Origin of the sequence: Zhengella sp. (assembly GCF_041397485.1) — a bacterium.
GTDB lineage: Bacteria > Pseudomonadota > Alphaproteobacteria > Rhizobiales > Rhizobiaceae > Zhengella.
Window position 1 is genome coordinate 584,933 of the sequence record NZ_JAWKWO010000002.1, and the last position, 21,894, is coordinate 606,826.

General features: G+C 62.3%; 24 protein-coding genes. 22 read left to right on the forward strand and 2 right to left on the reverse strand.

Annotated features, from left to right (window positions below; translation table 11 throughout):
- Nucleotides 1-18 precede the first annotated feature (18 nt).
- The 21 genes from R3D65_RS08945 to R3D65_RS09045 all read left to right on the forward strand — a co-directional run bounded on the left by R3D65_RS08945 (nt 19) and on the right by R3D65_RS09045 (nt 18,891).
- Complete coding sequence (locus R3D65_RS08945; RefSeq protein ID WP_371274866.1) at nt 19-1,194, forward strand: acyl-CoA dehydrogenase family protein; 1,176 nt, start codon at nt 19-21, stop codon at nt 1,192-1,194.
- Nucleotides 1,194-2,732: an acyl CoA:acetate/3-ketoacid CoA transferase gene (locus R3D65_RS08950; RefSeq protein ID WP_371274867.1), complete on the forward strand. Its 1,539-nt coding sequence runs from the start codon at nt 1,194-1,196 to the stop codon at nt 2,730-2,732. The genes R3D65_RS08945 and R3D65_RS08950 overlap by 1 nt, the downstream gene beginning before the upstream one ends.
- Before the next feature lie 35 nt (nt 2,733-2,767).
- Nucleotides 2,768-3,208, forward strand: a complete 441-nt coding sequence (locus tag R3D65_RS08955; RefSeq protein WP_371274868.1) for a type II 3-dehydroquinate dehydratase — start codon at nt 2,768-2,770, stop codon at nt 3,206-3,208.
- A gap of 16 nt (nt 3,209-3,224) precedes the next feature.
- Nucleotides 3,225-5,120, forward strand: a complete 1,896-nt coding sequence (locus R3D65_RS08960; protein WP_371274869.1) for a bifunctional sugar phosphate isomerase/epimerase/4-hydroxyphenylpyruvate dioxygenase family protein — start codon at nt 3,225-3,227, stop codon at nt 5,118-5,120.
- Nucleotides 5,121-5,619: 499 nt separating this feature from the next.
- Nucleotides 5,620-6,339 (forward strand): response regulator transcription factor, encoded by a 720-nt coding sequence (locus R3D65_RS08965; RefSeq protein WP_371274870.1) that lies wholly within the window; start codon nt 5,620-5,622, stop codon nt 6,337-6,339.
- A 118-nt stretch (nt 6,340-6,457) separates the two neighbouring features.
- Nucleotides 6,458-7,738 (forward strand): flagellar hook protein FlgE, encoded by a 1,281-nt coding sequence (locus R3D65_RS08970; RefSeq protein ID WP_371274871.1) that lies wholly within the window; start codon nt 6,458-6,460, stop codon nt 7,736-7,738.
- A 53-nt stretch (nt 7,739-7,791) separates the two neighbouring features.
- Nucleotides 7,792-9,255: a flagellar hook-associated protein FlgK gene (gene flgK / locus R3D65_RS08975; RefSeq protein WP_371274872.1), complete on the forward strand. Its 1,464-nt coding sequence runs from the start codon at nt 7,792-7,794 to the stop codon at nt 9,253-9,255.
- A 4-nt stretch (nt 9,256-9,259) separates the two neighbouring features.
- Nucleotides 9,260-10,297, forward strand: coding sequence for a flagellar hook-associated family protein (locus R3D65_RS08980; RefSeq protein WP_371274873.1), 1,038 nt, complete (start codon nt 9,260-9,262; stop codon nt 10,295-10,297).
- A gap of 122 nt (nt 10,298-10,419) precedes the next feature.
- Nucleotides 10,420-10,767: a flagellar biosynthesis regulator FlaF gene (gene flaF, locus R3D65_RS08985; RefSeq protein ID WP_371274874.1), complete on the forward strand. Its 348-nt coding sequence runs from the start codon at nt 10,420-10,422 to the stop codon at nt 10,765-10,767.
- Nucleotides 10,764-11,222 carry a flagellar biosynthesis repressor FlbT gene (gene flbT / locus R3D65_RS08990; RefSeq protein ID WP_371274875.1) on the forward strand — a complete coding sequence of 153 codons (459 nt, stop codon included), beginning with the start codon at nt 10,764-10,766 and terminating at the stop codon, nt 11,220-11,222. The genes flaF and flbT overlap by 4 nt, the downstream gene beginning before the upstream one ends.
- Nucleotides 11,219-11,629: a flagellar hook assembly protein FlgD gene (gene flgD, locus R3D65_RS08995; RefSeq protein WP_371274876.1), complete on the forward strand. Its 411-nt coding sequence runs from the start codon at nt 11,219-11,221 to the stop codon at nt 11,627-11,629. The genes flbT and flgD overlap by 4 nt, the downstream gene beginning before the upstream one ends.
- Complete coding sequence (locus R3D65_RS09000) at nt 11,626-11,892, forward strand: flagellar biosynthetic protein FliQ (RefSeq protein WP_371274877.1); 267 nt, start codon at nt 11,626-11,628, stop codon at nt 11,890-11,892. The genes flgD and R3D65_RS09000 overlap by 4 nt, the downstream gene beginning before the upstream one ends.
- Nucleotides 11,893-12,114: 222 nt before the next feature.
- On the forward strand, nt 12,115-12,387 hold the full coding sequence (locus R3D65_RS09005; RefSeq protein WP_371274878.1) for a hypothetical protein: 273 nt from the start codon (nt 12,115-12,117) through the stop codon (nt 12,385-12,387).
- Nucleotides 12,388-12,904: 517 nt separating this feature from the next.
- Nucleotides 12,905-14,983, forward strand: coding sequence for a flagellar biosynthesis protein FlhA (flhA, locus tag R3D65_RS09010; RefSeq protein WP_371274879.1), 2,079 nt, complete (start codon nt 12,905-12,907; stop codon nt 14,981-14,983).
- On the forward strand, nt 14,980-15,732 hold the full coding sequence (gene fliR / locus R3D65_RS09015; protein WP_371274880.1) for a flagellar biosynthetic protein FliR: 753 nt from the start codon (nt 14,980-14,982) through the stop codon (nt 15,730-15,732). The genes flhA and fliR overlap by 4 nt, the downstream gene beginning before the upstream one ends.
- Before the next feature lie 25 nt (nt 15,733-15,757).
- The gene (locus tag R3D65_RS09020) at nt 15,758-16,159 is read left to right on the forward strand and encodes a hypothetical protein (RefSeq protein ID WP_371274881.1); all 402 of its coding nucleotides are present in this window, start codon (nt 15,758-15,760) and stop codon (nt 16,157-16,159) included.
- 65 nt (nt 16,160-16,224) lie between these two features.
- Nucleotides 16,225-16,596: a rod-binding protein gene (locus R3D65_RS09025; RefSeq protein ID WP_371274882.1), complete on the forward strand. Its 372-nt coding sequence runs from the start codon at nt 16,225-16,227 to the stop codon at nt 16,594-16,596.
- Nucleotides 16,597-16,670: 74 nt separating this feature from the next.
- Nucleotides 16,671-17,063, forward strand: coding sequence for a hypothetical protein (locus R3D65_RS09030; RefSeq protein ID WP_371274883.1), 393 nt, complete (start codon nt 16,671-16,673; stop codon nt 17,061-17,063).
- On the forward strand, nt 17,060-17,593 hold the full coding sequence (locus R3D65_RS09035; RefSeq protein ID WP_371274884.1) for a hypothetical protein: 534 nt from the start codon (nt 17,060-17,062) through the stop codon (nt 17,591-17,593). Before R3D65_RS09030 ends, R3D65_RS09035 begins: the two co-directional genes overlap by 4 nt.
- 678 nt (nt 17,594-18,271) lie before the next feature.
- Entirely contained in the window at nt 18,272-18,460 is a 189-nt protein-coding gene (locus tag R3D65_RS09040) for a response regulator transcription factor (RefSeq protein WP_371275018.1), read from the forward strand.
- A gap of 170 nt (nt 18,461-18,630) precedes the next feature.
- The gene (locus R3D65_RS09045; protein WP_371274885.1) at nt 18,631-18,891 is read left to right on the forward strand and encodes a hypothetical protein; all 261 of its coding nucleotides are present in this window, start codon (nt 18,631-18,633) and stop codon (nt 18,889-18,891) included.
- A 157-nt stretch (nt 18,892-19,048) separates the two neighbouring features.
- Here R3D65_RS09045 and R3D65_RS09050 read toward each other — a convergent pair whose 3' ends face one another.
- Nucleotides 19,049-19,966, reverse strand: coding sequence for a flagellin (locus tag R3D65_RS09050; protein ID WP_371274886.1), 918 nt, complete (start codon nt 19,964-19,966; stop codon nt 19,049-19,051).
- Between the two features lie 178 nt (nt 19,967-20,144).
- Entirely contained in the window at nt 20,145-20,582 is a 438-nt protein-coding gene (locus R3D65_RS09055; protein WP_371274887.1) for a hypothetical protein, read from the reverse strand.
- A 269-nt stretch (nt 20,583-20,851) separates the two neighbouring features.
- On the opposite strand from R3D65_RS09055, the gene R3D65_RS09060 reads away from it, so the two are divergent.
- The gene (locus R3D65_RS09060) at nt 20,852-21,772 is read left to right on the forward strand and encodes a flagellin (RefSeq protein WP_371274888.1); all 921 of its coding nucleotides are present in this window, start codon (nt 20,852-20,854) and stop codon (nt 21,770-21,772) included.
- Nucleotides 21,773-21,894: the final 122 nt, after the last annotated feature.

A 21,894-nucleotide genomic window follows, 5' to 3' on the forward strand; every position in this document is an offset into this window, starting at 1 on the left:
CATTGGAGAACGAAAACGATGGACTTCCGGTTTTCCGACGAGCAGCGGATGCTGGTCGAGACCGTTCGCGGCTTCATTGCCAGCGAACTGGCCCCGCTCGAGGACGAGATCGAACAGACCGGCGTGCTGCGCCCTGAACTCGCCAGGTCCGTCTTCGAGAAATCGAAGGCGCTCGGCCTCTACGGCATGAACATTCCGCAAGAGCATGGCGGCGGCGGCCTGTCTGCCCTCGATACCATGCTGTGCGAGGAACAGTTCGGCCACACGACCGACATCCTGATCCGCCGTGCCTTCGGCAATGTCTACGAGGTGCTGCTCGCGGCGCAAGGTCCGCAGGTGGACCGCTGGCTGAAACCGGCGGTGACAGGCGAGCGCGTCTGCTCGATCGCCTTCACCGAGCCCGGCGCCGGCTCCGATGCCGCCGGCATCCGGACGCGGGCGCGCCGCGAGAACGGCAAGTGGATCCTTTCGGGCATGAAACATTACATTTCGGACGGCGCCTTTTCCGACTTCTTCGTCGTCACGGCCGTGACCGATCCGGACAAGGGCCATCGCGGCATTTCCATGTTCCTGGTCGACAAGGGCATGAAGGGCTTCACCATCGGGCGCGACCAGCCGATGATGGGCATACGCGGCACCAGCCACATGGAACTGCATTTCGATGACGTGGAACTGGGCGACGAGCACCTGCTGGGCGAAGAGGGGCAGGGCCTGAAGCTGGCCCTGTCCGTACTGGGGCGTGTCCGTCTCTCCCAGGTGGCGGCACGCGCCATCGGCAAGGCGACGAAAATCCTCAACATGACCGTCGATCATGCCAATGACCGGCGCCAGTTCGGCCAGTCGCTCGGCGACTTCCAGATGGTCCAGCAGATGCTGGCCGACAGCGCCATCGAGATCAACGCCGCGCGCACCGCGCTGTGGGAATGCGCCGATCAGATCGATGCCGGGCTTGATCCGCGCGCCAAGATCTCCATGCTCAAGGTGCAGGCGTCCGAAACGCTGGGCCGTGTTGTGGACCGGTCGATGCAGATCTTCGGCGGCATGGGCTTTTCCAGGGATCTGCCGATCGAGCGCTATTACCGCGATGCCCGCATCTATCGCATCTTCGACGGCGCGTCCGAAATCCATCGCGGCGTGGTCGCCAAGTCCATGCTGAAGGGCGGCAAGTCCATCTACGATCCGTGGGCGTCGTGATGACAGGCGGCAGGCGTCAGAAATTCATGCCGGCCGAAGAGGCCGTGGCCCTGGTTCCCGACGGGGCGACCATCGGCCTGATCGGCGGCGGCGGCGGGCTGTGCGAGGCCATGGCGCTTCACGAGGCCATCGAGAAGCGGTTCCTGGAAACCGGCCACCCGAAGGGCATGACGCTGGTTCATGCCCTCGGCCTCGGCAATCGCAAGGACACCGGCGTCAACCGCTTTGCCCATCCGGGCATGGTGCGCAAGGTGATCGGCGGGCATTGGCCCTGGTCGCCGCGCATGCAGCAGATGGCGGCAAGGGACGAGATCGAGGCCCATGTCCTGCCCGGTGGCGTGGCCATGCAGCTGATGCGCGAGATCGCGGCGAAGCGGCCCGGCCTGTTCACCCATGTCGGACTGGGGACGTTCATCGACCCGCGTATCGATGGCGGGCGGATGAACGCGGCAGCCAGGGACACGCTCTGCGAAGTGGTGGAGATCGGCGGGCGCGAATATCTGCGCTACCTGCCGTTCCACATGGATGCCTGCCTGCTGAAAGGCTCCATCGCCGACGAGGAAGGCAATGTCAGCCTCGACGAGGAACCGGCCAATGTCGACAGCTATGCCATGGCGGCCGCCGTTCGCAATTGTGGCGGCATCGTCATCGTGCAGGTGCGCGAGAAGGTGAAGGCCGGTGCGCTTGGCGCGCGTCAGGTGCGCATTCCCGCCGCGCTGGTGGATGCCATCGTCGTCGATCCGGACCAGCGCCAGGGCTACGAGATCGTCTACGATCCGGCCATTTCAGGCCAGCAGCGGGTGGCTGAGGCTGCGCCGCACATGCCGGAATTTTCCATCCGCCGCATCGTGGCGGAGCGCGCGCGCCGGGAACTCGTCGACGGCGCTGTCATCAATTACGGCTTCGGCATCCCGGACCAGGTGGCCAGTATCGTCGCGGCGCGCGGAGACCAGGACCGCTATTACCAGACCATCGAGCATGGCACCTATGGCGGCACGCTGTTGACCGGCTCCCTGTTCGGCTATGCGCGCAATGCCTCCTGCATGCTCGACGGGCCGTCGCAATTCGATTTCTATTCCGGCGGCGGGCTGGACATCGCCTTTCTCGGCTTCGGCCAGGTGGACCGGCATGGCAATGTCAACGCCTCGAAGCTGGGCGGTGTGCCGGTGGGGCCGGGCGGCTTCATCGACATTGCCCAGAACGCGCGCAAGGTTGTGTTTTGCGGCACGTTCGACGCCAAGGGAACCGACATGGCATCGGGCGACGGCAGGCTTTCGATCACCCGTCAGGGCGATGTGCGCAAATTCGTGATGGCGGTCGACCAGATCACCTTTTCGGGCGCGCAATCGGTCCGTGATGGCCAGGAGGCGCTTTACGTCACCGAACGCTGCGTCTTCCGGCTGACCGCGGACGGGCTGATGCTCACGGAAGTGGCGCCGGGCATCGATCCGGCGCGCGACGTGCTGCAGCGGATGGACTTCCGTCCGCTGGTCGCCGATGATCTCAAGACGATGGACCCGGCCTGCTTCACGGCCTGAAGCCGGTCGCAGCCGGTGATAGACGGGAGCCACACATGGCCGGTGCGATCCACATCCTCAACGGTCCCAACCTGAACCGGCTCGGCACCCGCGAGCCGGAGATCTACGGCGCGGTCACGCTGGGCGAGATCGAGGGCTGGTGCCGCGCCGCGACGGACCGCGCCGTCGTGTTCCGGCAGTCGAATTTCGAGGGCGATATCGTCACCTGGGTGCATGAAGCCATCGACGGTGAGGCCGCCGGACTGATCATCAATCCGGCCGGCCTGAGCTTTTCCTCCGTGCCGGTCTACGATGCGCTGAAGATGTTTCCCGGCCCGGTCATCGAACTGCACATCTCCAACATTCATCGCCGCGAGGAGGTCTATCACCGTTCGCTTGTCTCGAAGGTGGCGACAGCGGTGATTGCCGGTCTCGGGCCGAAAGGCTATGTCCATGCGATGAATGCCATGGCTGACCTGATCGAGGCCGGCCGCTGACAGAAGGTCCGTTTCCATGAAGACCGCGATTGCGACCGTCTCGATATCCGGCGATTTCCGCGAGAAGCTGTCGGCCATCGCGGCCGCCGGGTTCGACGGAATCGAGATTTTCGAGAACGACTTCCTGGCCTTCGATGGCAGCCCGGCCGATGTCGGGCGGATGGTGCGCGACCATGGCCTGGAGCTTTGCCTGTTCCAGCCGTTTCGCGATTTCGAGGGCATGCCGGAGCCGCAGCGCGCGCGTGCCTTCGACCGGGCGGAGCGCAAGTTCGACCTGATGAACGAACTGGGCGTCGACCTGGTTCTGGTGTGCTCGAACTGCTCGCCGCTGGCGCTGGGCGGCATCGACCGGGCGGCCGACGACTTCGCCGAACTGGGCGAGCGTGCGAAGGCAAAGGGCATCCGTGTCGGCTACGAGGCCCTGGCATGGGGGCGGCATGTTTCCGACCACCGCGATGCCTGGGAAATCGTGCGCCGCGCCGATCATGCCAATGTCGGGCTGATCCTGGACAGCTTTCACACGCTGGCGCGCAAGATCGACGTCAATTCGATCCGCTCCATTCCCGGCGACCGCATCTTTTTCGTCCAGCTCGCCGATGCGCCGCTGATCGACATGGACCTGCTCTACTGGTCGCGCCATTTCCGCAACATGCCCGGCGAGGGCGATCTTGACGTCACCGGCTTCATGCGCGCCGTGGCGGCGACCGGCTATGAAGGCATGCTCAGCCTTGAAATCTTCAACGACCAATTCCGTGGCGGATCGCCGAAATCCATTTCCGTCGACGGTCATCGCTCGCTCGTCTACCTGATGGACCAGGTGCGCAGGCAGGAACCGGACATCGCCATCGACGTGCCGCCGATGCCGGACCGGATCGCGGTGCGCGGTGTCGAGTTCGCGGAATTTGCAGCCGATCATGGCGAGGCCGAGCAATTGGGCGCCATGCTGCGCACGCTGGGCTTTGAACGATGCGGGCGGCACGTCTCCAAGGAAGTGGATCTCTGGCGGCAGGGCGGAATCAATATCGTCGTCAACACCGGACAGGAAGGCTTTGCCCATTCCTCCTATCTCGTCCACGGGACATCGGTTTGCGACATCGGCCTGAAGGTCGAGGACGCTGCCGCCACCGTGCAGCGTGCCCGGGCACTGGGCGCCGAACCCTTCGAGCAGGCGGTGGGGCCAGGCGAGATGAAGATTCCGGCCATTCGCGGCGTGGGCGGCGGCGTCATGCATTTCATGGACGACAAGAGCGGGCTGGCCCGTGTCTGGGAGGTGGAATTCGCCAAGGTGGACGGCGAGACCGCGCCCGTCAATGCGGGCCTGACCCGCATCGATCATATCGCCCAGACGATGAATTACGAGGAAATGCTCACCTGGCTGCTGTTCTACACCTCCATATTCGACACCGGAAAGACGCCCATGGTTGACGTGGTGGATCCGGCCGGCCTGGTGCGCAGCCAGGCCATCGCCAATGACGACGGCAGCCTGCGCATCACGTTGAACGGTGCGGAGAACCGGCGCACCCTGGCCGGCCATTTCATCGCCGAAAGCTATGGCTCTGCGGTCCAGCACATTGCCTTCGAAAGCCGGGACATCTTCGCCACGCGCGCGGCATTGTCGAAAAACGGCTTCAAGGCTTTGGAAATCTCGCCGAACTACTACGACGATCTTGACGCCCGTTTCGGGCTCGATGACGATCTTCTCGAAAGGCTCAAGGCCGGCAACATCCTGTATGACCGCGACGAGTCCGGCGGCGAGTATTTCCAGATCTACAGCCCGGTCTACGGTGAGGGTTTCTTCTTCGAGATCGTCGAGCGGCGCGGCGGCTACAACGGCTATGGCGCGGCGAACGCCCAGTTCCGCATTGCCGCGCAGAAGCGGAACCTGCGCCCCAAGGGCATGCCGAAGCGCTAGTGTGCCCTTCCTGTTCAGGGAAGGGAACCGCGCCTGCCCCGGCTTGCGGCAAAAGCCCCGCGCAAGACAAGAGCCTTAAAGCTTCCACCGCCAGACCTCCGGCGTCGCTCCTCACCATTTGCGGACGATGCCGGCCCGGCCCGGCTCCCTTGGTCATGATGGCCGGCATTGGGCGTGAGGCAGGACAATTGCCGCGCGTATTCAATTTATGCGCGTTGCATCTTGAAATGCAATTAAAAAGAGTCTAAAGGTCTTTTGACTCGCTTCCAGGTTTCCCATTCGGCGTGTGGACAAAGGAAGCCAGGTCCATCGAAAAGGCCTCCGAAACGTCAGCATTTGCGGATTTGTAAAAGCTTAGACAGGCGCCTTCACGAATTATTACAAAGGGTTAGCGTCCTTATTAGAAAATAAGGTGCTAAATCTTGTAATTGTCACCAAGAATCCCCGCAAGTTAGCCCTGTTAACCAGAATCAATTAATGATTCGAGGGGATTAGGCACATGATCGTTGTCGTGGATGATCGCGGGATCGTTGTGGACAGTTACAAGTCCATGCTCGAGCGCGAGGGGTATCCCGTCGCCGGATTCACGCCAGGCGAGTTTATCGAGTGGATGGACGCGGCATGCGAGTCGGATTTTGACTCGATCATCGCTTATCTGATCGGAGACGCTTCGGACGAGATCATCCTGCCGCAGGCGGCGCCGGCTGCCGGGCGAATCGCCAAGATCGCGCTGCTGGATCGCCAGAACCTCGACCGCACGCTTGAATTGTTTGATGCCGGTTATGACGATGTTGTGCGCAAGCCCGTGCATGTTCGCGAGCTGCTCAAGCGGATCGCCGTCATTCGCAAGCGCAACGCGCCCGAGCCGGTCCGCGAGACGACCGAGCGCCTGAAGGTCTTCTTCGATGGTCGCGACCCCGAGGTCGATGGCGAGATCTTCCCCTTGCCCAGGCGCGAGCGCCGCATTCTCGAATTCCTTGCTTCCGCGGAGGGCCGGCGCGTCAGCCGGGCGCAGATTTTCAATGCCACCTATGGCGTGTTCGATGATTCCATCGAGGAATGCGTCGTGGAAAGCCACATTTCGAAACTGCGGCGCAAGCTGCGCGATGCGCTGGGCTATGATCCCATCGATTCCAAGCGCTATCTCGGCTACCGGCTCGTGCTGGAGGCCGAAGAGGGCGACTGCGCCCCTGTCTCGCGCGAACTGACGGCGGCGTGATGGCGCGGCGCGGTCCATGGCCGGCCGGCGTTAACCACTTGTTAAGGCATGCCTGGCGCAAGCCTGGCCGCATAGGGTCGGCTCACATGATTTATCCGTATGAAGGCGGAGGTGCCCAATGAGCATTTACGGCATGATGCAGACCAGTGTTTCCGGGATGCACGCCCAGTCCAACCGCCTGTCCTCCGTGGCCGACAACATCGCCAATTCGGACACCAACGGCTACAAGCGTTCGCAAGTCCTGTTTTCGACGTTGGTGGCGGGAACGTCGCTGGCAGGCGCAGGTCCCGGTACTGCTGGAAACTACGAATCCGGCAGCGTGCTCAGCCACACCGTTCGCATGATGAACCAGCAGGGACCGCTGGAATACACATCCTCGGTCACCGATCTCGCCGTATCCGGCGACGGCTATTTCGTCGTTCAGGATCCCGGCGGCCAGACCTTCCTGACGCGGGCCGGATCGTTCCTTCCGGATGACGAGGGGCGCCTCGTCAACCAGGCCGGTTTCTATCTCATGGGCTATCCCAGCGCCAATGGCGCCGCCGGCGCCACGAACGGGCTCGCCGATCTCGAAATCGTCACGCTGGACGGCTTCGAGCTGACGACGGTCCCGACCACGGCCGGCTATGTCATGGGCAATCTGGACGCCGAGGCCGAGATCGTTGCCGGTAACCTGCCGTCCACGAATGCGGCCGACGCAGAATTTACCAACAAGGTCTCCGTTGTCGCCTATGATTACCTGGGCGCGGAAGTGACGATCGACGTCTACTATTCCAAGACTGCCGCCGACACCTGGGAAGTGACCGCCTACAACAAGGCGGATGCCGACCCGACCACCGGTGGCTTCCCCTATGCAGCCGCGGCTTTTGCGACCGACACGCTGACCTTCGATCCGACGACCGGCCAGCTCGATGGCGCCTCGCCGACATCGATCTCGATCGCGCTTCCCAATGGTGAAACCTTCGATCTGGACATGGCGAACTTCACCCAGCTCGCCGCCGAATTCGGCATTTCCGACGCCAACATCAACGGCCGGCCGCCCTCCACCATTGACGGTATCCACGTCTCCAAGGACGGCTATGTCTACGGCCAGTATGACGACGGCACCTATCGCGATCTCTACCGCATCCCCTTGGGAACGGTGGCCAATCCGGCAGCGCTGAATGCCGTCACCGGCACGGTCTTCGCACAGACGCCCGATTCCGGCGACATCATGGTCGGCAATCCCCAGCAAGGCGGCTACGGCGCCATCATGTCCTCGGCCATCGAGCAGTCCAATGTCGACATCGCTGAGGAACTGACGCGGATGATCCAGGCACAGCGCGGCTTTACCGCCAATTCGAAGGTTTTCCAGACCGGGTCCGATCTCATGGACGTCGTGGTGAACCTCAAGAGGTAACGGGCGGCCGCTTCCGCGCTACAGGCGGCGGCCGCGATTGGAGGCAGTAGGGCATGTCACTTTCCACGGTGCTCTCCACCGCCCAGAGTTCACTGTTCAACTTGTCCCAGAAGGCAAGTGTGGCCGCCCGCAACATTTCCGGCGCCTCGGACCCGAACTATGCCCGGCGCACCGTGGTCATGGAAACGGCCGGAAACGGCGCCGCCGTGGCTTCGGTGGACCGCGCGGCCAACACCCGGCTGTCGGCTTCCTCGCGCGATGCGCTTTCCCTGTCGGTGGCGCAGAACACCATCAGCGAGAACATGAAGCAGCTCTCGCTATCCCTGAACGGAACCGACGGCTCGGCCTCGGCTTCCGCGCTACTGTCCCGGCTGCATGGCGCGCTGCAGACCTACAGCGCAAGCCCCGACAACGACCTTCTCGCCCGTGGCGTGGTAGACGCCGCCGGCACGATCGCCAACGCGCTCAATGCCTCCTCCGCCGAGGTCCATTCGTTGCGGGCGCGCATGGACAGCGAGATTGCCGGAGAGGTCGCGACCCTCAACGGCCTGCTCGCCGAATTCGAGGGTGTCAACAACGCCATCATCAAGGCCACATTGCGCGATGGCGATCCCAACGAGCTTCTCGACCGCCGGGACACACTGCTTGGCCGGATTGCCGAAATCGTGCCCGTCACGGTCACCGAACGTGATCATGGCGATGTGATGCTGACCACGGCCGGCGGCGTCATGCTGTTCGAGACCACGCCGCGCGACGTGACCTTCACGCCGCGTCCGGCCTATTCGGCCGGCGACACCGGAAACGTGGTGCGCATCGACGGCGTTCCGGTCAAGGCGGGAACCGGCGCGGACACGTCGTCCTCGGGCTCCATCGCGGCCCTGCTGCAAGTCCGCGACGAGGTGACCGTCCAGACCGAAATGCAACTGGACGAAATCGCGCGCGGCCTTGTTTCCATGTTCGCCGAAACCGATCAGACCGGCGGTGGCGGCCCCGCCCGCACCGGCCTGTTCACCTGGTCAGGCGGCCCGGCGGTTCCGCCCGATGGCGTTCTTTCGCCGGGAATGGCCACGACACTTGCGGTCAATCCGCTTTATGATCCGCAGTCCGGCGGCAATCCATCGCTGCTGCGCGACGGCGGCGCCAACGGCGCGGCCTATGTCGTCAACGCCGCTGGCGGCGTCGCCTTTTCCGACCGGATCATCGCGCTGGCCGATGCCATGGAAGCGCCCATGGCCTTCGATACGGCCACGGGCCTGGCCAGCGACGTCAGCCTCGTCGCCTATTCGGGCAATGCGCAGGCATGGCTCGAAGCCTACCGGGCCGATGCCGGCGGCGCGGCCGAGACGAAGGACGCCATGCATGCCGCCCTGGGCAGCAAGCTGATCGCGCAGACAGGTGTCAACATCGACGACGAGATGGCTTCGCTCGTCGAGATCGAACATTCCTACAAGGCGACCAGCCGTCTCATCGCGACGGTGGACAACATGCTGGCTGCCCTGCTGGAGGCGGCGAGGTAGTCCCATGAAGCTTCAGGCCGCATCGACCCTTTCCATGGCAAGCGCGCTGCGCATGTCCATTCGCGCCACGCAGGCCGCCATCGTCACTGCCCAGCAGGAAACCGTGACGGGCGAGAAGGCTGATCCGGCCCGCGAACTGGGCCTGCGCAACGGTTTCCGCATGTCGCTTGAACGCGAGAGCGAAAGGCTCGACTCCATCCTGATGACCAATGAGATGGCCGGGGCCCGCATGACCGCTGCGCAATCGGCCATGTCGCGCTTCACCGATGTTTCGGGCGACGTGATGCAGGTGTTCAACACGGCACTCAGCGGCACCGGTTCGGCAAATCTCGTGCGTGACAACGCGCTGACGGCGCTGGAAGACCTGACGAATGTGATGAATACCTCGGCCAATGGCGAATATCTCTTTGCCGGGGTGAATGCCGATGCCAAGCCGGTTGCCCCGTTCGAGGGCAGTGGCTGGCAGGCCGATCTGGATGCCGCCTTCGCCACCCATTTCGGCTTTGCCAAGTCCGATCCGGCCGCCGCGTCGCTGACCGCGGCACAAATGGAAGATTTCCTCGACAATGTCGCGCGTCCGCTCTTCGACGCCACCGGCTGGCCCGGCATGTCCTCGGCCAGCGATGACGGCATTCGCTCGCGCATCGCCCAGGACCAGACCGCCATCACCTCCGTCTCCGCCAACGAAGAAGCCTTCAAGAGCGCCTTCTTCTCCCTCACCGTGGCCGTGTCCTTCCTCGGATCGGGCATTTCCGGCGATGCGACCCGGCAGGTCATACGCGATGGCGGCGAGGGGCTTGGCGCATCTTCGGCGCAGGTCACCCTGGTCCAAGGCAGGCTCGGCCTGGTCGAGACCCAGGTCGCCGATGCGACGGAGCGGATGACGCTGCAGAAGAACTACATGACCGACCTTTCGACCGAAATGGGCAGTGTCGATCCATACGAGGCGGCAACGCGCATGACCAATCTGCTGAACCAGTTGGAGACGGCCTACATGCTGACCCAGCGCGTCCAGTCATTGTCACTCGTCAGGTATCTCTAGGAAGGGCGCGCACATGGCCAGGATCGATATCCCTTTCTCAACAGTCAGGCCGGGCCGGGGCCTGATGCGGGCTTGCGCCGTCACGGGACGGCGCGGCGTCCGGCCCACGCAGGAGCTGTGACATGTATATCGCGAAATACGAAGAGATTCAGACCGACGACCTGGAGGAGGCGCGCTCCAGGGAACGCGAGGCGCTGGACCAGTCCATCGGCATGCTGGAGGCGGCAAGGGAAGCGGGCGTGCGATCGATCGAGGCGATCCACGCGCTTCACTATTCCGCGCGCGTCTGGATGGCGCTGATGTCGGACCTGGCCGATCCGGAAAACCAGTTGCCCAAGGAGGTGCGCGCGAACCTGCTGAGCATCGGCATCTGGATGCTGCGCACGATAGACGAGATCAGGCAGGAAAAATCCGAGAATTTTGACGGCCTTATCGACATTTCAAGGATCATTCGGGACGGTATTCGATGAAAAGCACGTTCAAGATTTCGCTCAAGGCGAACGAGAAGATCTACATCAATGGCGCTGTCCTTCGGGTGGACCGCAAGACAGCCATCGAGATCCTCAACGACGTCAACTTCCTGCTGGAAAACCACATCCTCCAGGCTTCCGACGCGACGACGCCGCTCAAGCAGCTCTATTTCATCGTTCAGGTCATGCTGATGGCGCCGAACGAGACCGAGCCGGCCATGGTCGTCTACAAGAACCAGATGCCGGGCCTGCTGGCGGCTTTCGAGAACGAACACATCCTTTCCGAACTCAAGGACATTGACAGGATGGTTCACCAGAAGATGTATTTCGAGGCCATGCGCTCCACCCGCGCACTGTTTCCGCTCGAAGCGCAGATTCTGGCCAGCGCACCTTCGACCGAAATGCCGATGGCCGGTGACGGCCTGATGGGCGCGGACAGGATGGTGATGCGATGACGTCCGTCACGGCGGTTACGGGCAACACGCAGGCGGCGGCGGAAAGCCAGGGCAGCCAGGCCCGCGCCTCCAACATGGTCAATTACGACACGTTCCTGCAGATCCTCGTGACCCAGATGAAGAACCAGGACCCGACGGAGCCGATGGATGCCAGCCAGTACGTGTCGCAACTGGCCAGCTTCTCCAATGTCGAGCAGAGCATCCAGATCAACAACAAGCTGGAGGTCCTGCTGGCCGCCTCGGTCGTGTCACAGGTCGACAGCATCGTTGGCCGGACCATCACCAGCGCCGATGGCTCGGTTTCCGGCACGGTGTCGCAGGTCAAGATCGGCGCCACCGGGCTCGTCGCCATTCTCGACAGCGGCGCGGAACTGCCGGTGACGACAGGCACGGTGATCGGCGAATGAACGCCACCGACGCGCTGGACCTCGTTCAGTTTTCCGTCTGGACCGTGATCGTCGTTTCCGCCCCGGCTGTCGTGCCGGCCATGGTGGCGGGCATCGCCATTGCGCTGTTCCAGGCGCTGACGCAGGTGCAGGAAGTGACGCTGACCTTCGTGCCGAAGATCATGATCGTCTTCTTTTCCTCCACGCTGGCCGCCGGTTTCGTCGGCAGCAAGCTCCTTGTTCTCACAAACGTTCTCTACGGACGCATTGAATCCGGATTCTAGCGCGATTTTTGACGGAAGCGGATCGCTCTACGGCCTTGCGCGGCTTGCCGGACGGCCCCTGCGCGTGCCGATGGACGCCAGTCCGGGACGATCCGGTTAACCACCTGTATAGGATTAGGCTGAACTGAAAGACGTTGTGCCTTATGTATGACGGGTCGGGTGCATGAAGGCGCCTGCCAAGTGGCATGTCCCCGCGCCACGCAAACGCACTTTCGGATTTTCATGTTGGACCTGCTCCTGGCGCGATTCGAGCAGCATGAGGCAAGGCTCGTGCAGGCCATTGATGGCCAAGACGTCGCGGCGATCAACGGGATCGACCGCCAGCTTCGCCTCGTCTGGCAGGAAATCCTGGCTTACGAACCGGCCGATGACACCGAGGAGCGCCGGTTGTTCATCTTTCTTCTCGATTCCATCCTGAGCGAAATCGGCGCGCGTGATGGCCATCTCATGCGGGTTCGCGAAAAGGTCCTGGACCTCTACCGCAAGCGCACCTGAACGGCGCCACCGCCAGCCGCCCGGCCTGGCCGCCATGGCATGACCTGCGCCCGCGCCCCGTGGTGGTCCGGATGACGTCTCGACCATGGGGCCTGACCGGGGAAAAGCCGGGTCTTGCAGACGCGCCGGGCGCGGAGCGTGAGGCCGGAAAAAAAGAGGCGGCAACCGGGACATAAGGTGGCAGGGAATGGCCCGGCTGTCCGCCTTGAGGCTGAACATGTCAACCAGGAAGTGAATGCTGTCAAAGGAGAACCGGGAACGGAATCTGGCAATTCTGCCAGCGGCAGCGCTCTTGCCTCGCGTCATGACGGTTCAGGACATCCGGCGCAGGCCGGGCCGCGAAGATGCATCATGCAGGATCCGTCAAAACGGACTGTTCGCTTGTCAGGATGACTAGCCTTTTACTGATTAAATTAACGTTAAGTCCGGGCTGTTGGCCGCCCGGCCGCCGTCGTGATTTTCGCACAAGCTAGCGGGCATAGGCTCTCATCCGAATCAAGCGGAAAGAGAGAACGACGTGGCTGCCCCTGCCGTCTCCACCTTGCCCGGACGCCCCACCGATATCGCCCTGGCCGGCGGCATCGTCTTCATCCTGTCCATCCTGTTCCTGCCCGTACCCACATTCCTGATCGACCTTGGACTGGCGATCTCGCTGGCGCTTTCCGTCCTCATTCTCATGGTGTCGCTGTGGATCGCGCGCCCGCTGGATTTCTCCGCCTTCCCGACGGTCCTGCTGATCGCCACCATGCTGCGCCTGGCGCTCAACATTTCCACCACGCGCCTCATCCTTTCAGAGGGGCACGAGGGGGTGAATGCGGCCGGCTACGTCATTTCCGGCTTCTCCCAGTTTGTCATGAGCGGGGATTTCGTGATCGGCGTGGTGGTGTTTCTCATTCTCGTCATCGTCAACTTCGTGGTCATCACCAAGGGTTCCACCCGCATTGCCGAGGTCGGGGCGCGCTTCACGCTCGATGCGATACCGGGCAAGCAGATGTCCATCGATGCCGATCTGTCCGCCGGCATCATCAACGAGAAGGAAGCCCAGGACCGCCGCAAGGAACTGGAGGAGGAAAGCGCCTTCTTCGGCTCCATGGACGGTGCCTCGAAATTCGTCCGCGGCGATGCCATTGCCGGCCTCATCATCACTGCCATCAATGTCTTCGGCGGCATCATCATCGGCTATGCCCGTCACGGCATGTCGCTTTCGGAAGCCGGTGACGTCTTCATCAAGCTGTCCGTCGGCGACGGTCTCGTCTCGCAAATACCGGCGCTCATCGTGTCGCTGGCCGCCGGCATGCTGGTCTCCAAGGGCGGCACGCGCGGCTCTGCCGATGTCGCCGTCTTTGCCCAGCTTGGCCACTATCCCCGGGCGCTTTATGTGGCGGCCGCGCTGATGCTGCTTCTGGCCGCCATGCCGGGCCTGCCGCTTTTCCCGTTTCTCGTCCTGTCGCTGGGTTTTGCCACGGTGGGCTTCACGGTCAACCGCCAGCGGTTCCGCCAGCACCTGACGCAGGAGCGCGAGCGCGAGAAGGAGGATCGCGCCAGGGCGCAGGTGGAAGAAAACTCGATGAAGGCGTCGCTGAAGACCGCCGAGATCGAGGTCGCCTTTGGCAAGCAGATCGCCACGGCCTTCCTCGGATCGCAGGAGGAACTGGCCTTCCGCATGGCGCGCATGCGCAAGAAATTCGCCCAGCAATACGGCTTCGTCATCCCCGAGGTGAAGATCTCCGAGGATCTGGCCCTGCCGCAAAAGGCCTATCAGATCCGCATACACGGAACGGCCTTCTCGTTGCATGAACTGCGCCTTGGCGAAGTGCTGGCCCTGACCGGCAACAAGCCCTTGCCGGATATTCCGGGCGAACCCGTCAAGGAGCCGGCCTTCGGCATGCCGGCGCTCTCCGTGCCGCAGAATTTCGCCGCCGACCTCAAGCGCATGGGCATAGCGACGGTGGACAATCTGTCGGTCCTGCTCACCCACCTCAGCGAGGTCATCCGCAACAACCTGCCCCAGCTCCTGTCCTACCGCGACACCAAGCGCCTCATCGAACAGCTTGATCCGGAATACCGGAAACTGACCGATGAACTGTGCTCGACCCATATTTCCTATCCCGGCCTCCAGGCCGTGCTGAAGATGCTGCTGGCGGACCGGGTCTCGATCCGGAACCTGCCGCTCATCATCGAGGCCATTGCCGAAGTGGCGCCGCATGTCCGGCGCACCGAGAAACTGGTGGAGCATGTGCGCATGCGCATGGCGCAGCAGATTTGCGGCGACCTTGCCGAGAACGGCGTTCTCAATGTCCTTCGCCTGGGCGGGCGCTGGGACCTTGTCTTCCAGGAAAGCCTCAAGCGCGACGCCAATGGCGATGTGCGCGAATTCGACATGGATCCGCGCCAGCTTGAGACCTTCGGCCGCGAGGCGGCCGCCGCCATCAACAAGCTGCTGGACCAGTCCAAGCAGTTCGCGGTGCTGACCAGCCCCGAGGCGCGCCCCTACGTGCGCATGATCCTCGAACGGCTCTTCCCCTCCCTTCCCGTTCTCTCCCATGTCGAGATCGCCCGCGGCGTCGAGGTCAATGTCATCGGCTCGGTGGCATGACCGATCTCGTCACCACGCTGCTGATGCCCTTCATCATCATCTTCTGCCGGATCGGCGGATGCCTGATGGTGGTACCGGGCTTTTCCTCGGTGCGCGTGCCCGTCCGCATCCGGCTGTTCACCGCGATTGCCCTGTCGGTCGCCCTGGCTCCGCTCGTCTGGTCCAGCCTGCCCCGGCTGTCGCCGGGTGATCCTGCCTTCTTCTATCTCCTGATCGCGACCGAAACGATTGTCGGTGCATTTCTGGGCCTCCTGGTGCGCCTGCTTTTCGCTGCCCTCGAATTCATTGCCGCCGGCGCTGCCATGTCGATGGGCTTTGGAACGATGATGGGCACACCGGTCACCGAGGCCGAGCCCCAGGCCGCCTTCGGCGCCTTCCTGTCCATGGCCGCGCTGGTCCTCTTCTTCATCGTCAATGCGCATCATGCCGTCATAATCGGCCTTGTCCGCTCCTACGCGATCATTCCGGCCGATGGCATCATCGAGCCGGCGCGCCTTCTCATGCGCGTCGGCCAGCGACTGAACGATGCCTTCCTGCTGGTCCTGCGGCTGGGCGGCCCGTTTCTGGCCTATGGGATCCTCATCAATCTGATCGTCGGCCTGCTCAACAAGCTCACGCCCCAGATCCCCATCTATTTCATATCCTTGCCCTATACGCTGCTTGGCGGACTGCTGATCGCCTATTTCGCATTCCCGTCCATGCTCAGCCAGTTTGCCGCCGCCGTGCCGGACATGGGATTTTTCCGCTAGCCGCGAATGTCCAGGAGGATAACCGATGGGTGACAAGAGCAGGGATATCCGCCGGCTGGTGCGTCTGACCGGTCAGCTTGAGAACCTGAACCAGGCCCGCAGCACCCATCTGGCGGGCCGGCTTCAGGCTGTCACCGAGGACTTGAAATCGCTGGATGCCTTTGCCGCCGGGCCATCGCTCGCCATGGATCTGTTTCCCGATCTAGTCGTGCGCCATCAGGCGGAACTGAAAGCGGAGAAGGCCCGCCTCACGGCCGAGCGCGAGCAGGTGGAGCGCGAGCGCAAGCGCCGTGAACGCCAGAAGGAGCGCCTCGGCGAACGCCTGACCGCCATCGAGGGAAAGGCGAGCGTCGCCTCGCAGGAGGAAAGCGGCAGCGACTGGGCCGCCCGCGCCAACCGCTCCAAGACCAGTTTCCGGCAAGTATGACGGCGTAAGGTGATGAAACCGGATCGAGGCCGGTCATGGCAACGCAACAGGAGGACTGATCGGCGATGAATGGTTCCGTTTCCGCGCTGCCGGCCCTGGCATCGCTCGGCCTGACCACGCCGGATGTGGCGGTGACGCGGGCGGACAGCGCCGCGTGGAAGGCATCGCTCGGCGAAGCGCCCGTGAGCGGAACGCCGGCCAAGGGCGTGGACATGAGCGTTCTTGCCCGGTTCGAGGCAGTGGTCCTGCAGAATTTCATAGCCGCGATGCTGCCCGAGGATGCCGGCTCCGTTTACGGTACCGGCCTGTCGGGCGACATGTGGAAGTCGATGATGAGCGAGAAGCTCGCCGGCGAATTCGCGCGCCAGGGCGGCCTTGGCATCGCGGAGCGGATCGCTGCGCAAATGGGCGCGCGGGCGACCGGGGCGCGTGACTGATGAACCGGATGCCTCGCCCTTCCCACCACGCCGCCCGCCTTCGCGCCGGGCATGCAACATCGGAGTGAACAGACATGGCCGTTCAAGCGACACGACCGCTGCGCACGCGGGAGGAAGAGGACCACAGTTCCATCCTTCAGGTGCTGGACGCGATTTCTGTCTGCCTTGATGGTGAAACGGAGATTTTGCGGAACAGGCGGCTTTCCGAGTTGCAGGCCTACAACACCCGCAAAAGCCGCCTTCTCTATGAGCTGTCGCGCGCCATCAACGGCAATCCCGGGTGGAAGGGCATCGCGGGCTTGCGCGAGCGCCTGGACGAGTTGAACGAGAAACTGCGTGCCAATGCGCGGAGCCTCCAGGCGCAGGCGATGGCGGTCCGCTCGGTGGCCGATCTCGTGATCAGCGAAATCCGTGACAACGAGGACGACGGAACCTATTCGAGCGCGTCGCTTTCCGTCCGGCCATGATCAAGGGCCTTGTCTTCGGCATTCTTGCTGTCGCCGCCGCCGTTGCGGGCGGTTTCCTTTCCACGCTCCCGGGGAACAGTCCGGCGCCGGCCGGGGTGCCGGAAGTGGCGCCAGCCGGGACGCAGCCCAACTATTGGGATTCCGGCATTCTCGTCGCGCCGGTGATTCGCGACGGCAAGGTGATTGAATACCGGACACTGAATGTCGTCCTGAAATCGGGGGCGGACAAGCCCCTCGCTTCATCGCCGGTCTTGCCGGTTCTGGTCCAGGAAATATACCAGGAGTTGATTCTGGATCAGGAGTTCACCGAAAAGATGATAGACCGGGCAGTTAATCCCGCGGTCATCGCGAAAAATCTTAGTGAACGCTTGACTGTTGCCCTCCCGGACAGTGACCTGCAAGATGTGATCGTGATTCACGCAGACCGGTTTGCCCCCGCCGAACTGCGCAAGAACCTGATCGAAGAGAACCAGACTCTGGACATAGGATTGGGAAAAGAGAAGGGGGTCAAGGCAGGCGGAACGCACTGAAGAGCTGTTGAACTTGATATTTCGCAAGCTTCTTGGGTTTATGCCGCAATATAAGAGAAACATTCAAGATTGAGGGCAGGGCAAGTGAAACGAGAATTGATCGGTCGAGGCAGTCCTGGAGAAGAGGTATTGCACCGGCGTTTCGTTGTTGAAAGCTTGTCCTGGCTGATGTCATCGCCACACGATGCTTTCTCCCACCTTCTCAAGCTTTGCAAGCGGCACGGGTTCGAGGATTTCCTCATCTATGTCGGCAAGCCAAAACACCTGCAGGGCGGGACATTGGCTGATTCCCTGCTGATGACCAGCATGTCCTCCTATTTCATCGAGATCCTCGACAGTGCCGTTCAGCGCAGCGGTTGCGACCTGATGGGGCCGTTGCGCGGTCATACCGCTCCGGTTCTCTGGAACCTCGTCGCGCTCGACCCGTCCACCGTCAAGCCCGGGCAACCGGAAACGGAAGAGAAGCCGGTCAAGATACTTGAACGCGCCTTTGCCGATGGCGGCATTGCCGGCGGCGTTCTCATTCCGATCCCGACCGATGAACTTGGCGTCATCGTGCTGCATTTCCTGTCCGCAGAGCCGGTTCGCCGCATCAGTCCGGACCTGGTCATCGAAGCGCTGGCAACCTTCGAATCGGCCTCGCAATTCATTCGCAGCGGCTTGCGCGAAACCGAGGACGTGCTGACTGCGCGCGAGAAGGAATGCCTCTACTGGGCTGGCGAGGGCAAGACGAGCGCCGAGATGGCTTACATCACCGGGCTTTCCGAACATACCGTGAATCATTATTTCACGACAGCCTGCCGGAAGCTGAACTGCGTCAGCCGCATCCAGGCGGTCGCGAAGGCCGTCAGGCTCGGACATATATAAGTAATATAAAGTAATTCAAATTTTCGCGATTGCCGGCTGCTGCATTGCATATTCGCACGGCATGCGGTAGCGTCCTTATTTGCATATCAGTATCTATAGTTATACTGATTTTGTACAAGATTTGAAGAAGTTGTACTATGCTTCAATTGAGGGAAAGTCTGTCTTTTGCCATGCTTGCGCGTCGCTACGATGATGCAATGGCGGCTGTCGAGACCGCCATTCAGGACGATGACTTCGGCACTTTGAAGGATTGCGACCAGATCGCCTCGATGTCTTTCGAGGAAATCCTTGCGCACCGCCCCGAAAGCCGCAAGGAAGAACTGGAAATGCTGCATTTCCTGCTGGAAAAACTGTCCCGGTTCGACCGGGAGGGCGCGCTCTGGCAGGCGATTCGGGACAAGATCTGCGAACTGTTCGAAAGCCGCCGCTAAGGCGTGCCGGCCGCCTGGCCGGTTGAGTTGCGCAGCGCGTATTGGCCGCGCAAACGAGCCTGGAGAAGGCGCACCGGTTCATGCCCGTGCATGGGCCGCCGCGCTCGGGCGGGAGATGTCATGCCATCCGGCGACGGGTCGCCGGAGCCGTATCGCCTTACTGGAACAGCTGCAGGATGTTCTGTGCCGAGGAATTGGCGATGGACAGGGCCTGGATGCCAAGCTGTTGCTGCGTCTGAAGCGCCTGCAGCCGGGTCGATTCCTCCGTCATGTCGGCGTCCACAAGGGTGCCGATGCCACGCTCGACCGCGTCGAGCAGCGTGTTGACGAAGTCGGTCTGCATCGAGATACGGCTCTTGGTCGCGCCAAGATCGGCGGCAGCCGATGTCAGGCCGACATGGGCCGCATCCACCGCCGAGATCATGTCGTCGAGATCGGTATTGTCGAGACCGGCGGCCGTGATGTCGAGCGTATGGACTGAAACGACAAGCGCCCCGGCGCCCGTGGTCGTGAAGGTCGAATCCATCAGGCCGCTCTGGTCGGCATCGTCGAACAGCTCGATGTTGGCCGTGTCGATCTGGATCGTGTTGACCGTGACGCCTGCGCCGGCGCGCGTGAACGACGACACCACCTCCTTGACCTGAACATAGTTGCCGGCGCTGGAATCGACCGAAAGCCAGTTCTCACCGGAAAACGAGGCCGAATCCGCGATCGCCCGCAACTGGGCCTGCAATTCGGTGATCTCGCTCTGGATGCTGGCCTTGTCGACGCCGGGTTCACGCGCGGCCACGAGCTTCGACTTGATCTTGTCGACCACGTCGATGGAGGAGTTGAGGCTCATATAGGTCACGTCGATCTTCGCGGTGCCGAGGCCGAGCGCGTCCTGCACCGTCGACAATGCCTTGCTGTCCGATCGCATGATCGTGGCAATGGACCAGTAGGCTGCGTTGTCGGAAGCTTCCGAAACCCGGTAGCCGGTGGAAACCCGGTTCTGTGTCTGTTGGAGCGCTGTATTGGTCGCGTTGAGCGTCCGCAGCGCAATCATTGCGGCGGGGTTTGTCTTGATGCTGGTCACGGTCCCGATCCTGTAGGGAACAAGGGGAACATCCTGATCGTCAGGTTACGGTGATTCGGCATCATGCCTGGACCGTCAAAGCCCACCACCGTCTTTCGCTCGCTACGCAACTACAAACACACTATCAGAATATTCGGTATGGTTAATAAATATTCAACAGCGTCTCGGGCGAAAAAAGTCATATGCGTTTCAGATACTTGATGCGGGTCACGTCGAGGTCCTTGATCATCGGCGAACCATGACGCCGGTTCGCGGCCTCTTCCAGCCGCGCACGCAGCCATTGTGATTCGGGTACCTTTTCCTCCACCGTCGGCACGTCCGCCTCATCGTGCAGCAGTTGCAGCAGCGCATCGCTCAGATACCAGCCGGCCACCTCGTCGCCGATCTCCGGCGTCAGTTCCCCGGTGACATTCGCCACGATATAGCCGGTGACGGACCCGCCTGCGAAAACCGGAACGACCAGGTCGGCAGGCTTCATCTTCCGCGTCACGGCCAGCACGTGGTCCGCCGTGTCGCTTGCTTCCGCCGGTTCGGGCTCCGGTGTCCTCGCCATCAGGAACGAGACGACCAGGACGGAAACGAGGCCGGAACCGGCCACGATCAGATGTCTGAGCATGATTGCGCACCCGTTTCCTTTGGTCGTTCCGGATAACCTGTGAAGCTTGTGCGAGGGATGTGTCCGGCAACGCTTTGGTAACCCTGTGCATGCCAGTTTCGTCCGGAGTTTGCTTTTGAGCGTCCGCATTTAGGGATCGGAAACGAAATCCGCCTATACCCGCTCATGAAACAGCAGAGGTGCCGTCTCCGCGGCGCGTGGCATGATGCCAGACTGCTGTACCGGACGGCCCGGTATGTCCCTTTTCTGGAAGTTTGGAGGGACAATTCATGTCCAGCATTATCACCAACTCTGCTGCTATGACGGCGCTCAAGTCGTTGCAGATGACCAACCACGCCATGGAAACGACGCAGAACCGGATCTCGACCGGCTATCGCGTGGCCGAGGCATCCGACAACGCCGCCTACTGGTCCATCGCCACGACGATGCGCTCCGACAACAAGGCGCTGTCGACGGTCCAGGACGCGCTCGGCCTGGGTTCGGCGAAGGTCGACACCGCCTATACCGGCATGAACTCGGCCATCGACGTCGTCGACGAAATCAAGTCCAAGCTGGTTGCGTCCCGTGAACCGGGCGTCGACAAGTCGAAGATCCAGTCGGAAATCACCGAACTGCAGAACCAGCTGGTATCCATCGCCGAATCGGCCTCGTTCTCTGGTGAGAACTGGCTTTCGGTCGACTCCAGCGCCACCGGCTACATCGCCACCAAGGAGATTGTCGGCTCGTTCAACCGTGCTTCGGACGGCTCCGTTTCGGTCGGCCTGATCAACGTCGACACGACGACCACCGAACTGTTCGATGCCAACGACCAGTCCGGTATCCTGGACTCCACCTTCACCACCACGGGCGCCGGCGCGGCAACCGTTTCGGTGTCGGACCTGGATATCACCGCCGCCGGCATTGACGATACCGACATCGACGACATGATCTCTAACGTCGATTCGGCCCTGTCCTCGATGACCACCGCCGCGGCCAACCTCGGTGCTGCCAAGAGCCGCATCAACATCCAGACCAACTTCGTCTCGAACCTGATGGACTCCATCGATCGCGGCGTCGGACAACTGGTCGATGCGGACATGACCGAGGAATCGACCCGGCTGCAGGCGCTGCAGACGCAGCAGCAGCTCGGCATCCAGGCCCTTTCGATGGCCAACGCCTCCTCTTCGTCGATCCTGTCGCTGTTCCGCTAAGCGCAAGCAAGGACTGACCTCCATGAAGGCCGCCTCCGGGCGGCCTTTTTGCATCCCGGTGTCATCTCCGGTGCCCGCGCGCCAATTCCGCGCAAGCTTCGCACGATAGCTTATCTGCCAAT